This is a genomic window from Bordetella genomosp. 11, assembly GCF_002261215.1.
Lineage (GTDB): Bacteria > Pseudomonadota > Gammaproteobacteria > Burkholderiales > Burkholderiaceae_B > Bordetella_C.
The window spans coordinates 522,112-534,786 of record NZ_NEVS01000004.1 but is presented as its reverse complement, the minus strand read 5'-3'; the positions used below and the strand labels follow the sequence as shown (position 1 = coordinate 534,786).

Genomic DNA, 12,675 nt, shown 5'->3' with positions numbered 1-12,675 from the left:
GGGGGCCGGACAAGCTAGCCGCCGGCGTGGACATGCACCATGGCGCGGCGCAGCTCGTCGATCGCGGCGTAATGCCACAAGGCCAGGGCGATGACCGCGGCAACGGCGCCAAGCAACAGCGCCCAGCGCAGTACCAGGGCCTGGCGCACGACCTGAGCGAGCGCCCGTCGTTCGATGCGATCCGCTACCCGGTCCAGCCCGCGAGCCATGCCATGGGCAGCGATCATGTCGCTCAGGTACCACCAGATGCGGCGGTCGATCATGCCCGTATCGAAGCTGTCCGCCCCAACCAGGCCGGCGTCGATACGCGCGACCATGTCGCGGATATGCCAGGACAACCACGGCCTGGCGTGGTCCGCCTGCATGGCCAGGGCCTGGCGCAAGCGGATATCGACGTTGCCGCGCCGCCGGACCAGTACGGCGAGCATGGCGAGGAAACGGATGGCGTTCACGTCGCGATACAAGCGCCAGATCGGCCAGGTGTCGAGCCGTTTGCGCAAGGGTCCGACAAGATGGTCCAGTGACCACCACGACAGCCAGATGCCCGCGGTCGCGCAGGCGGCAAGAAGCGGCAGTCCCTGGCGGACCGTCTCGGCAAACGCGAACAAGCCGCGCGTCAATATGCCGTGATAGGCAGGCGGCACTCCCTGAAACACCAGTTGCAGGCGCGGGACGGTGAAATAAGGCACGGCGCAGGCAAGAGCCAGCGCCACCGCCATGGCGGCCATGCCCGCCACCAGGGTGTCGCGGAAGGTATGCGAGGCTTGTTCGGCCACGCGCGCCGCGCGCGCCAGGTCGCGCAGCGCCTCGGTGAGCGCGCCGGCGCCGCCGGCCTGTGCGGCATGCAGCAAGGCCAGCTCCGCGGCCGGCATGCTGCCCGTCCACGCCATGGAGAGATCGCCGCCGCACGCTTCCAGCGCCTGCGACCACCGCCGCGCCAGACGCCCACGCACGCTGCCGTCGCCATGGCGGCGGGCATCGTCATCGAACAGGTCGCGCAGTGTCTTGCGCCCTTGCAACCCTTCCAGCATGTCGGCCAGGTAATCGTAGTAATCCGCGCGCATGCCGGAAAAGCGCCAGGCATCGCAACGCAGGCGTATCCGCTCGAAATCCGTCCATGTATCTCCCGCTCTCGCGGCCATCGCGCGCCAGTCAGCCATGGCCACCCACCGGTACGGCGCGCTCGCGTTCGACCGAAACGTAGGATTGGAAGTGCGATTCGACGTCGCGCGGATCGATTTCACCGGTCGACGTCTTGTAAACGGCGCATTCCATGGCGCTCTTGCCTTCCATGTCAGGACTGTCGAAACGCGCGGCGCGCCGCCCGCGCAGATGGCGGCGCAACCCCAGGTTGTCGCGCTGCCGCACGCACCGCAGAAAAGTATCGTCCAGCGACGGCTCGATCATTTCGGCGACCACCGTGCGGCCGGCCGTGCCGTTCAGGTGTGGCAGCTCGTCGTTGGCGCAGCGATGGCATCCTTCGCGATTGCGAACGCGCAAGGCCTGCGCGCACAAGTCATAAAGGCGGAGGAAGCGGTGCGTCCACTGACGCCTGTCGGCGCCGTCCGGTCCATCGTGCAGGGTTTCCAGGGGCAAGGCGCAATGCGGACAGAGCCGCGGCAGCAACGCCTGGTACACCAGCAGCTTCAACACACCCGGCGTCGCCAGGAAGTCACGCGAAACGCCAATGAAGTCCGACGCCAGCCGCTCGGGAATCATCAGTGCCGATGCGGCATGCGTGGTCGTGTAGAGATTCACGCCCGAAGCCGCCAGGTCCATGAATGCCCGGCCCGTTTCCGCATCGCGGATTTCACCGACGAGCAAGTCGTTCATCGCGGACCGCTTGACGGTCCTGAGCTTGGCGTCGAATGCCGTCGCGCTGCTGTCGTCGAGGTTGCGCGACACGCTGTTCTGCAGCGCATTGTCGATAAGGTATTCCACCGGGTCTTCCAGCGTGATGATCTTGCGGTCGTCCGGCAAGGTGCGGATCAGCGTGGCAATGGTGGTGGATTTCCCCGAACCCACGACACCGGCCAGCACCACCGCCCCGCCGTCCGTCCGGCAGGCATGGCCGAGCATGTCGATCTGGCTGTCCAGATAGCCCAGCGACCGCAGCGACAGACCTTGCGTCTGCATATCGAGGCGCAGCAGCCGCAGGCATACCGCCGGGCCGCGGTCCGTCGCCAGCGATGCCCACCGCAGCATGACGGGCCGGTCGTCCACCCGGATGTGCAACTGGCCCTGCTGTTCCGTCTGCGGGTCGAATACCGCGCCATTGCCGCCACGGATATCCATCCATGCGACGGACAGCATTTCCATCAGCGTCGCGGTAGGCATACGGCGAAAGCGCGATGGCGCGACGTAGCGACCGGCAATCGTGAAGCGGACTTCCGATTCCGCCTTGCGAAGATGGACATTGAAGTGGACATCGCTGGCTTGATGGTGGACACCCCAGGTGACGATGTCGCAGAAGCCAGCCGCCAGCGCGGACTTGTGCCGGTCCGCCAGCACGGCGCGCGGATCGCGCAGCCGCTGCAGGGTCAATTGCCCGCGCGCCACGCTGAGCAGCAAAGGGCCGGGCAGCACATAGCGCGATGGCGAGGCCAGGCGCCGCCCGCGGCGCAGGACCATGCGTTCGACCTCGTCGATTTCATCGCCGCCGGCATAGTCGGCCAGCGCGAAGATAGCCACGGTACCGTCCTGCAGGACGACCGGACACAACCGTCCCGACAAGGCGGCGAGGTCGAAATCCGCCCCCGCCGCCCGCACGAATGCCGGGATGAGCCGCGCGATATCGTCCTGGGTTGCCAATACTGGCGCGGCTGCCCTGCCGGCCGGCCCGCCGCATCCCGCTGGCGCTGCCGGGGCCGCCAGGGAAACGGAGGCCGTCGCGACGGCCGGGATCGTCGCGTCTGTCGTGCGCGGTGCGTCCGTCGCGGCGCGGGCGGTGGCATGCATGGCGAGGCGTCGTAACAGCATATGCCGCCCCCTAGCCGCCACGCGGCAGGCAAACGCGGCGATTGCCGCCGCTGCCATCGAATACGACGCAATGGCCCTGTATCGCGCGCAAGGTATAGGCACCGTCGCCATCTGGCGCCTCGTCGGGCCACTTGCGCCCATGCCGATAACGCAGACGGCGTCCATTCAAGAGGATTTCGACGTCCAGCCTTTGACCGACGCCATAGATGGCGGCCAGGTCCATGCGGTCGGGGTCGGCCTGGGCCGGCGCATCGGAACGCATGGGCGACACCGCACCATGCCGGGACCCGCTGCGCTGTGCCTGCGCCGTCAGCGCCGCACGGGTTTCGCGACGCAGGAGTTCGTCAACGATGTCCGCATCGGGCCATCCCCTGGTGGCGGCAGGATCGGGCGCTGCGGCGGCGGCAACATCCGCTTGCGCGCGCGCCGCGCAGCTCGCGGCGATGGCCATCAACGCCAGTCCCCGGCGCAGGCGGCGCCCGCAGACCTCATTCGCGTTCATAGACGGTACCCTCCAGCTGTGCCATCAAAGGACTGTGAGCAATATCCGGACGGCGATCGTCATACAGTTCGAGACCGACACCGGTCCATGAGGCCACCGCGCGCGGCCTCGCGAACAAGGCGAAGGAGCGTAGCGGCCCTTGCAGCACGACGTTGCGTTGGCGCATGCGAGGCAGATCGGCCGGCGCGGGAAGCGCGGCTCCGCGTTCATCGCGCGGTGGCGCGACCGCCAGCACCGCGGGCGCGCCCAGGGCGATCCGGGCGAACGCCGGACCGATCGCCTGGAGCGTGCTGGCGAAGTCCAGATCCGTCCGCGCCGGCTGCGACAAGTCGTCCGGGCTTAATGTGCCCGCGCTGCCGGCGACACGCCAATGAAGTTGCGCCTCGTTCAACGTAACGAAGCTGGCCCTCACGGTTGTGGGAAGCTGCGAAGCCAATGCCCGATTGGTAGCGTCCGGCGCCGTCCTGGCATAACGCGCGAAGCAGGCCCAGCCGGCCTCCTCCGGCCGGCAGCGCGCGGAACGCATGGTCCAACCCCGCAATGCCACGGGTAATGTCCGCAGCGTGGCGAAGACCCGGGCAAGTTCGTCCGCATCGTGGATACGCACGGAAGCGGTAGCCCTGCTCAAGGCATCGCGCCAAGCCTGGGCCGCGTCGATGCGGGCAGGTTCCGCCGCCGGCATCGCTCGCTGCCAGGCCCGCCATGCGGGCGGCCCCAGCAGCGCCAGCACTATCAAAAGGACCGAGCCCTGCACCGGCAGTGGCAACCTTGCCAGGGGCTGCCCCACCCGCCAGAGGCATGCGGCGGGGTCGACAGCCGCGGAGAGATCGTCGAGCGATAGCGCTCGTGCCTGCCCCGCCAGGCCGGGATGCAGCGCATCGAGCTCCGCCAGTGCCTCGCGCGCCAGCGCTTCGTTGGCGTGGATCCGGTCACCTCGTGCCATGACGGCGCCGTTGCGCGAGGCCACCAGCCATACACGGCCGTCGTCCAGCGGCAGCAGCCCTGCCGCCGTGCCATGCGCATGCAATGCCGCGAAAATTTGGGCGGCTGCGTAGCATGCCTTGGCCCGGCCGCGCAGCCGCGCGCAGCCGACCGCGGCCGCGCCCACACCGCCGTGGACATAATGCGTGGCGCGGCTCTCCCTTGCCTTGCGTCGCGCAAGCACATCGACGCGGCTGCCGATCAATGGAGACCAGCTCAATCCGAATACCAGTACCGCGCCGTCACGCGTTGGCACAAGCAGATGATCGCCCAGGGCTTGCGGAAGCGACGGGTTCCCGGATGGCGTCGGCATGTTCAGAATCCCTCCTCTACCTGTGCCGTCACAATGACGATTGTGGTCGCGCGCTGCGCGGATGCACGGTCGCCGCCGCCCAGCGCATAGGGCGCTGCCGGCGTCAGGCGGCGGCGGTCGTATTCGTCTTCGCGCCGGTCGAAGCCTGAAATGATCATCGGTTGTCCCGCGCGCAGCTCCACCTGCTGCACCATCCCGTTGCCGTCGATGGTGATCTGCTGCACTTCGAGCGGCTGGTCGGGCTTGCCGAAGGTCAGGCTTTTGAGCGGCTGGGCCACCGTGTTGTCGTAAGCGATGGAAAGCAGGATCTGGCCGTCCTCCTGGGCGTCCGGAACGAGGGTCAGGAACGAACCGACCGTCTCGCGCTTCTGGCTGATCGATACCGCCGGCAGCAAGCCGTGATGGGCGGTCTGCCCGGCCGGCACGAGCCCTGACACGCCGCCCTGCACCTGGTCCACATAGGAGAACGTGGTGCGCACGGCGTGCGTGACGGGACGGCGATTGAGCGTCAATACCGGAACGCTGCTGTGACGGACGATCGTGCCGATTTCGCTCAAGGCGGCGATGATGGCCTTGGTGCCGCCGAATAACCCGTCATGCAGACCAGCGGACGCCATTGCCGGCATGCCGCCGCCCATACCGGCGGCCGCCGCCGACACGGCCGCGCGCGTGCCTCGATAGAGCAGATTCCAATCGATACCCGCCTTGGCCTGGTCCTTGCCGACCACGGTGATTTCCTCGAACACGAGCCGCACGCGGCGCGTCAGCGCTTTGTTTTCGCGTTCGAGGAAGCGCGCCACCTGTTCCAGGGCATCGCGTGTATCGTTGACCACGACCGAACTGCCGGCCCCCGGTGCCGCGGTGACGGTCCCGGCACGCGTGAGGAAAGGCTCGATGCGCGCCCGCACGGAAGCCATCGCGTCGTGTTCGCCGCTGGATAAGGTGGTGTTGGATGCATTCTCGAAGCCCTCATCCCCCGGCCGCGCGGCGCGGCCCAGACGGGCATCGGCACGCGCGTTCAAGGTCAGGGCACGGATATCGAAGACGCGTGTCTCGGTGCGATAGAACTCGATGACGCCTTCCAGATAGCGCCAATAAACGCCAAGTCGCCAGGCCAGGGCGTCCAGTACGCGCGGCAAGGGCTGCGCGCCGTCGGGCAGGGATGCCCGCGCCGGAAAAGGCGTGCCGCTGCCGCCGGACACCGCCAGGCGGGGGAGGAATAATTCCGCCGGCAGCAGGGCATCCGGCCGCACCTTGACGGGGATTCCCGTGGCGCGCGCGATGCGGTCCGCCAGCACGGCGAGGTCTGCCTGGCCGCCGGCGAACATCAGGGTGGTATCGACATTCTTGCGCAGCGCGGCGGGCAGGGTCGCTTCGCGCGCCAATGGCCGCGCGCGTCCCGCCAGCCACGGCTTGGCGATTTCCTGCATGGCGGGATCGGATGCGCGCCCGGAGAGCGAACGCGAAAAACCGGCATGGGCGGCATCGCCGCGCGCCTGCGTTCGTGCTGCGCGATCCTGTATCGCCGCGATGCGTTCCGGTCCCACGCAGGCGGGGCTGGCCATGGCCAGGGCCAGCATGGCGGCCTGGCGGCCGATGCGTGCCCGCGCCGATTGCGGCGCCAACGTCATAGCGATGCCCCCGGTCGAGCGGCGGTACGGTCGCAGGACTGCGACAGCGGAATGACGCGCAATACCTGGTTGGCGTAGAAGCAAGGCTGCAGCGGACGTTCGCCGAGCTCGGTGGCCGCGACGAGCGCGCGGACCGACCGCTTGAAATCGTCGGAGAAATCCGCGCTGGCCGATAGGGGAATATCCACATCCACCGCCCAATGTTCGGACTGGAAGGTCCAGCCCGCCAGGCCGGCCCACCGCGCGAGCGCGCGCCGCATGTTTTCATCGGCGGGACCGACTCGATACAGGCGGCCGGCCGCGGAATCGACCGAGCCTTGCGCGGCGGCAACCTGCCCGGGCCCGGGCGCGGCGCGCGCGACCGCGGGCGGCGCAGGCACCGCCTGTTGCGCAGCCACGCCGAGATAATCGGCGCGAGCCTGCAGGGTGCCGCCCCGCATGATGACCGAAGGCCATTTTCCGCGGATGATCGCGTAAGGTTCGCGCCGCTCGTAGGCCGCGGGCCGTTCTGTACGGTCGTGTTCGACGAACAGCGCCGGAATGGCTTGCCCTGGAGCGAACTGCAGCCAGGTATTGCGGCCGTCGTCGAAGACTTGCAGGGGCGCTACCTGCCGATCGCCCGACAGGCGCCAATTGAAATCGTGTGTTTGTCCCGTGGGCGGCGCCGCGCCCCTATCCCCTGCCCCACCCGTCGCCGCGCCGGCCGGCGCCCATGATGGCGCGCAGGCCGATAGCCAGGGCAACAGGAAGAACGTCTTGAATAATCGGTGCATGCCGGATCCCCGCGATGCGCGCCGACAGTGGCGCGACACAGCCATGGTGCCCAGGGCACGACCAGCCAACAAGACGCACATCTACGCAGGGATGCGAACGCCACGCCTCCTGCAGACCCTGAACCGATCCACGTCGACGACCTGCGCGCCATCGACGCATAGCCGGCGTACGGCAAAAAAAATCCGGCGGGATGCACCCGCCGGATTCACACTGCCTGGCGTGCCCGCAATCAGCGTTGCTGGGCGATGACACGCGCCTGGCTGATCGCGCTGGTCAAGGCGGCCACCGGCGGCGTCTTGCCGTCTAAGGCGTCATCCAATTGGCGGCTCAGCACCGCCTGGATGCGATCGTAGTTGTTCACGCGGAAGCCGCGGGCGGTCACTGCAGGCTGCGCGCGCATGCTGGCCACGACGGCCTGTGCGCCGGGAATGCGGTTGTAGAAGGACACCTCGGAAGCGCGGAATGCGGCTTCCGTCAGCGGCAGGTAGCCGGTGTTCTGGTGCCATTCGGCCGCGACGACCGGCTTGGACAACCAGGCCAGGAACTCCACCGTTGCCTTGTCCTGTGGCGCAGGGTGGCCTTCCATGGCCCACAGGGCGGCGCCACTGACAAAGGGCTTGCCCGGCGTCTTGGTGACCTGCGCGTAGTACGGCAAGGGGGCGATGCCGAAGTTCAGGCCTTTGGACGCGAGCAGCCGTCCCAGGGCCGAGGAGCTGGCCGTCAGCACGCCGCACTGCCCTTTGGCAAAGGCCTCGTCCGGCTTGTCGTCGTTGGTATGCTGGGTGAACAGCAGCGACTGCTTCCATGTGGCCATCAGCGAAACATGCCGCATGTAGAGGGTATCGAACTCCAGCGAGGACGGCACGGGCTTGCCCTTGATCGCCTCGACGCCGTTGCCGTTGCTGGTGTAAAGCTGGTTATTGATGGGTGCCAGGTTTTCCAGATGGACTTCGACCTGGTCGCTCGAGGCATAGGGGCATTCCACATCGGCCGCATCGCGCAGCTTCAGGAGCTCGCCCTGCAGGTCCTGCCAGGTACGCGCCGGCTGGTTGGGATCCAGGCCGGCTTTCTTGTACATGGAGATGTTGTAGAACATCATCGGGATTTCCGCCATGTAGGGGAAGGCCAGCAGGCGCCCCCTGCTGTCGCGGGTGAAGCTGGTGGTGGAAGGCAGGAACCAGGTGGCGTCCTTGATGGGGTACTTGGCCAGCAGCTCGTACAGCGGCTTGATGGACTTGTATTCCGCCACGACTTCCGGGGAATGGTTGTCCTCAAGCTGGACCAGGTTGGGCGCTTTCTTGGCGGCCACGGCGGCCACCGTGGCCTGCTGCAGCGCCTGCGGGTTGGCGAAATCGCGCAGCTGGACCTCGACCTCGCTTTGTTCCTTGTTGTATTGCTTGACCAGCTTTTCGAATTCCGCCTTGTTGGCGTCGGTCAGCGTGTGCCAGACCTGGATCTGCACCGGCGCCGCATGCGCCACACCTGCCGCCATCAACGCAGCGCCGAAGATCCATACGCGCCCGGTGGCGCGGATTGCGCGGGAAAGACCCGCTTCATGCAAGTTCTTCATAGGTCTACATACCGATGAAAGGAAACTCCGGTTCCGGCGCGCGTCCGCTGAGCAGATCGGCCAGAGCCCGGCCCGAACCCACCCCCATGGTCCAACCCAGCGTTCCATGTCCTGTATTCAAGTACAGGTTGGGAATGCGGGTCCGGCCTATCAGGGGCACGTTCGACGGAGTGGACGGGCGCAGGCCCGACCAGTAAGCGACGCGCTCGAAGTCGAGCGCGCCGGGGAAAAGCTCGCGCGCGAGGCGCGTCATGGCCTCGCAGCGCTGGGGATTCAAAGCGCGGGAATAGCCCGCGAGTTCAGCCGTGCCGGCCATGCGCAGGCGGTTGCCCAGGCGCGAAAAGACGACTTTGTGGCTGCTGTCGGTAAGGCTGACCGTGGGCGCGGCCGCCGGATCGACGATGGGGAACGTCGCGGAATAGCCCTTGGCGGGATAGACGTTGCATGGCACGCCAAGCGGGCGTACCAGCAGCGGGCTATAGCTGCCCATGGCGACGACGAAGGCATCGGCGGGGATCTGGCCGTACACGCCTTCCGGACCGGTGACCTCTGCCGCGTCGACGCGGCCTCCGACGGACACCAGGCGGGTGACCTGGGTGGAATAGCGGAACTCCACGCCAGCCGCCGCGCAGCGCTGCGCCAGCGCGACGCTGAACATGTGCACGTCGCCGGATTCGTCTTCCGGCGTGTAATCGCCACCGACGATGCGGTGGCGCTGCGAGGCCAGGGCCGGTTCCACCGCGACCACTTCATCGGCGGTCATGATGCGCCGCTCCACGCCGAAATCGCGCATGACGCCGGCGGCCTTCTGCGAGAGCTCGAATTCGTGGGCGTCCCGATAGAAATTGAGGATGCCGCGTTCCAGGTGGTCGTATTCGATGCCCAGTTCGGTACGCATCGCGCGCAAGGTCGCGCGGCTGTATTCGGCCATGCGCACCATGGCGCGGATGTTGGGCGCGAGCCGGCCGGGAAGGCACTCGCGCAGGAAGGCCAGCCCCCATGCCCACTGGCGCCAATCCAGCTGCGGCCGGAACAGCAGCGGGGCGTCCTCGTGGAACAGCCACTTGATCAGCTTCAGGGGTGCTTGCGGATTGGCCCAGGGCTCGGCATAAGAAACGGATATCTGGGCGCCGTTGGCGAGACTGGTTTCCTGCGCGGGACCGGTGCGCCGGTCGATGACCACGACATCGTGTCCGGCCTGGCGCAACCACCACGCCGAGGAAATCCCGATGATGCCAGCTCCCAATACCGCTATTCTCATTCGCGCCAAGCTCCTGGGTACGGGCACGCCTGACCTCAGCCGCGCACGTCAAATCCCGTTGAAATCCTGGGAAGGAAGTTTACCCTGCCCCACAGCGCCGGCATGGAAACGCCGGCGTTGAAAAGCATCGCCATCCATCTGCTTGTAAGCTGCTATGTCAATCCGCCGACATCACGGACGCGCCTTGGCCAGATCGGCTTCGGACGTGAACGCGTCGGCGTAGAACTCTTCCGCCGGCAAGCCGCACTGCGCGGTAAATTCCCGGCGCGCCGCATCGACCATGACCGGGGCGCCGCAAGCATACACCTGATAACCGGAAAGATCGGTCAAATCGCGCATCACGGCCTCGTGCACGAAGCCCGTACGGCCGCTCCAGCCATCTTCGGGCAAGGCGTCGGAGATGACGGGAATGTAGCGGAAGTCCGGCACGGAGGCCGCCCAGGAAGCGGCCAGCGCGTCCATGTAGAGGTCGCGCGGGCGGCGCCCGCCCCAATAGAGCGAGACCGGCCGGCGGATCTGCTTGTGGATCATGTGTTCGACGATGGCCTTGATCGGCGCGAAACCGGTGCCGCTGGCCAGCAGCACGATAGGCTTGTCGCTATCCTCGCGCAAGAAGAAGGACCCGAAAGGCCCTTCGATGCGCAGGATTTCCCGCTCTTTCATTTGCGTGGCGCCGGCCCCGAATACATGATCCGTGAAATGGCCGCCCGGCATATGGCGGATGTGCAGTTCCAGGGGGCTGCCGGCATGCGGCGCGGTCGCCATGGAGTAACTGCGGCGCCGCCCCTCCTTGAGGATGAGCTCGATGTACTGGCCGGCATGGAAACGGAAGGTTTCCGACGCGGGAAGTTGCAGTTTGATCACCGCGACGTCCGGTACGATGCGCTCGATGCCCTGCACCCGGGACGGAAGCTTGCGGATCTGTATGTCGCTGGCCAGGCGGACCTCGGCCGACTCCACGAGCAGGTCGGAAGCGGGCCGCGCCTGGCACAACAGCGTATAGCCGGCGGCAAGCTCTTCCGGAGCCAGAATCTGGGCAGGATACGGACCGGCGTCGAATTCGCCGGACAGGACCTTGCCCTTGCAGGTGGAGCATGCACCACTGCGGCAGCTATAGGGCAGGACAAAACCGGCGGCCAGCGCCGCGTCGAGGACGGTTTGCCCGTCTTCAACCTTGAACTGGTGTTGGGTGGGCGTGAGGGTGACCTGGAAACTCATGGCGCGGCGATAGCGGTGACGGGGCTGAAACGGGACCGAATCCGGCATTCTATAATTTTTGCCGTCCCGGGGCAGGCGCAGTCGGGGCCGTTATGCAGGCTATGCGCCGGAAGGTTGTCCATGACGTGGGTCATTCTGTTCCTGGCGGGGCTCTGTGAAATCGTGTGGGCGGTGGGCCTGAAGTACACCAACGGCTTCACCCGCATCGTTCCGTCCGTCATTACCATCGCCGGCATGGTGGCCAGCGTATGGCTGCTGGCCATCGCCATGCGCACCCTGCCCCTCGGGACGGCTTACGCGGTGTGGGTGGGAATAGGCACCGTGGGCGCCTTCATCGCCGGTGTCATCCTGTTCGACGAGGGCCTGGGCTGGCTGCGCCTGGCCAGTGTCGCCCTGATCGTGACCGGCCTGGTGGGGTTGAAGCTCTCGGGGTCGTCGTAGCCCGACTGGCCGGCCCCTCGCATCCGGGTGCCGCCGGGCCGCCTTCGTGGCCGCGCTAGAAATTCCATTCCACCGACATCTCGTCGCCAACGCGCAGGACGGCGCCCGGGCGGGCGTCGACGATGGCGTTCTGCCCGAACACGACGCCCAATTCCACGCTGCGCGTGGCTGTCAGCGTCAGGCCGGGTTCGTCGCCCCGCTGCCCCGTGCGCTGGTCCACGTCCGGGATGCTGCACCGTGTGCACGGTTTCACCAGCGCGAAGCGGATATCGTCGCCCCGCGCCAGCAAGGCCACGTGGTCCTCTTCATATGCCCCGAGGTCTTCGCCAGCGAGCACGATGTTGGGGCGGAAGCGATCCATTGGAACGGGCGGGTGGCCCTTGGTCCGCAATTGGGCGTTCAGTTCGTCCAGCGACGCCTGGTTGGCGATCAGCAAGGGAAAGCCGTCGGCGAAACCGAACACGGGACTGGCCTCGAAACCGGCCGCCAGGTCGGCATGCTCCTGGCGCCAGCGGCCCACCCAGTCGCGGCTGACGACGCGGCCCGCGCCGGCGATATCGATCCTGTACAGGCGACAGGAAACGCCCAGGAAGGCACTGAGCCACTGCGCCGCGGCCTCGCTTTCGGCGCGCGCGGGGAAGGTATCGCGCCATACCGTGACCGGCTCATCGCGCCCGGCCAGGCCGGACCCGTCCAGGGGAACTTCCAGCAAGGGCATCCCGGGGGCGGTCAGTTGCAGGTGGGACGCCGTCAGGGCCGTGCGCACCAGCGCCATGGCCGGAAGCTGCCGCTGCGTCAGGAACCTGGCGCCGGCGGCAATCAGCCAGCGGCGATCGTACGCTAGACCGGCGGCATCGATGGGCGACGCCTCGACATCGATGCCCGCGCATGACTTGACGGGATAAATGTGCAGGCTGCGGACGGACAGAGACATGAAGGACCGGACGGAGACAAGGGAACCGCGCAAGCATAGCAATAAACCCATGCGGCCCGATGTCGAGAAAC

11 protein-coding genes are annotated in these 12,675 nt (G+C 67.1%); 1 reads left to right on the top strand and 10 read right to left on the bottom strand.

Annotated elements, in window-relative coordinates:
- Positions 1–14: 14 nt before the first annotated feature.
- The 9 genes from CAL28_RS10015 to CAL28_RS09975 all read right to left on the bottom strand — a co-directional run bounded on the left by CAL28_RS10015 (position 15) and on the right by CAL28_RS09975 (position 11,229).
- Positions 15–1,160, bottom strand: a complete 1,146-nt coding sequence (locus CAL28_RS10015) for a general secretion pathway protein (protein WP_254926076.1) — start codon at positions 1,158–1,160, stop codon at positions 15–17.
- Entirely contained in the window at positions 1,153–2,979 is a 1,827-nt protein-coding gene (locus CAL28_RS10010) for an ATPase, T2SS/T4P/T4SS family (RefSeq protein ID WP_254926075.1), read from the bottom strand. Before CAL28_RS10010 ends, CAL28_RS10015 begins: the two co-directional genes overlap by 8 nt.
- A 10-nt stretch (positions 2,980–2,989) precedes the next feature.
- Positions 2,990–3,481: a hypothetical protein gene (locus tag CAL28_RS10005; RefSeq protein ID WP_094841246.1), complete on the bottom strand. Its 492-nt coding sequence runs from the start codon at positions 3,479–3,481 to the stop codon at positions 2,990–2,992.
- Positions 3,468–4,775, bottom strand: coding sequence for a type 4b pilus protein PilO2 (locus tag CAL28_RS10000; RefSeq protein WP_094841245.1), 1,308 nt, complete (start codon positions 4,773–4,775; stop codon positions 3,468–3,470). Before CAL28_RS10000 ends, CAL28_RS10005 begins: the two co-directional genes overlap by 14 nt.
- Before the next feature lie 2 nt (positions 4,776–4,777).
- A complete protein-coding gene (locus CAL28_RS09995; protein ID WP_094841244.1) occupies positions 4,778–6,406 on the bottom strand; it encodes a hypothetical protein in 1,629 nt (542 codons plus the stop codon).
- Positions 6,403–7,179 carry a TcpQ domain-containing protein gene (locus tag CAL28_RS09990; protein ID WP_176463944.1) on the bottom strand — a complete coding sequence of 259 codons (777 nt, stop codon included), beginning with the start codon at positions 7,177–7,179 and terminating at the stop codon, positions 6,403–6,405. Before CAL28_RS09990 ends, CAL28_RS09995 begins: the two co-directional genes overlap by 4 nt.
- Before the next feature lie 230 nt (positions 7,180–7,409).
- Positions 7,410–8,750 (bottom strand): extracellular solute-binding protein, encoded by a 1,341-nt coding sequence (locus tag CAL28_RS09985; protein WP_094841242.1) that lies wholly within the window; start codon positions 8,748–8,750, stop codon positions 7,410–7,412.
- Positions 8,751–8,754: 4 nt separating this feature from the next.
- Positions 8,755–10,011 carry a D-amino acid dehydrogenase gene (locus CAL28_RS09980; protein ID WP_094841241.1) on the bottom strand — a complete coding sequence of 419 codons (1,257 nt, stop codon included), beginning with the start codon at positions 10,009–10,011 and terminating at the stop codon, positions 8,755–8,757.
- Positions 10,012–10,182: 171 nt separating this feature from the next.
- Positions 10,183–11,229 carry a CDP-6-deoxy-delta-3,4-glucoseen reductase gene (locus tag CAL28_RS09975; RefSeq protein WP_094844537.1) on the bottom strand — a complete coding sequence of 349 codons (1,047 nt, stop codon included), beginning with the start codon at positions 11,227–11,229 and terminating at the stop codon, positions 10,183–10,185.
- Between the two features lie 120 nt (positions 11,230–11,349).
- Here CAL28_RS09975 and sugE point away from each other — a divergent pair, with 120 nt between their 5' ends.
- Positions 11,350–11,670, top strand: a complete 321-nt coding sequence (gene sugE, locus CAL28_RS09970; protein WP_094841240.1) for a quaternary ammonium compound efflux SMR transporter SugE — start codon at positions 11,350–11,352, stop codon at positions 11,668–11,670.
- A 55-nt stretch (positions 11,671–11,725) separates the two neighbouring features.
- Here sugE and CAL28_RS09965 read toward each other — a convergent pair whose 3' ends face one another.
- A complete protein-coding gene (locus CAL28_RS09965) occupies positions 11,726–12,604 on the bottom strand; it encodes an MOSC domain-containing protein (protein ID WP_094841239.1) in 879 nt (292 codons plus the stop codon).
- Positions 12,605–12,675: the final 71 nt, after the last annotated feature.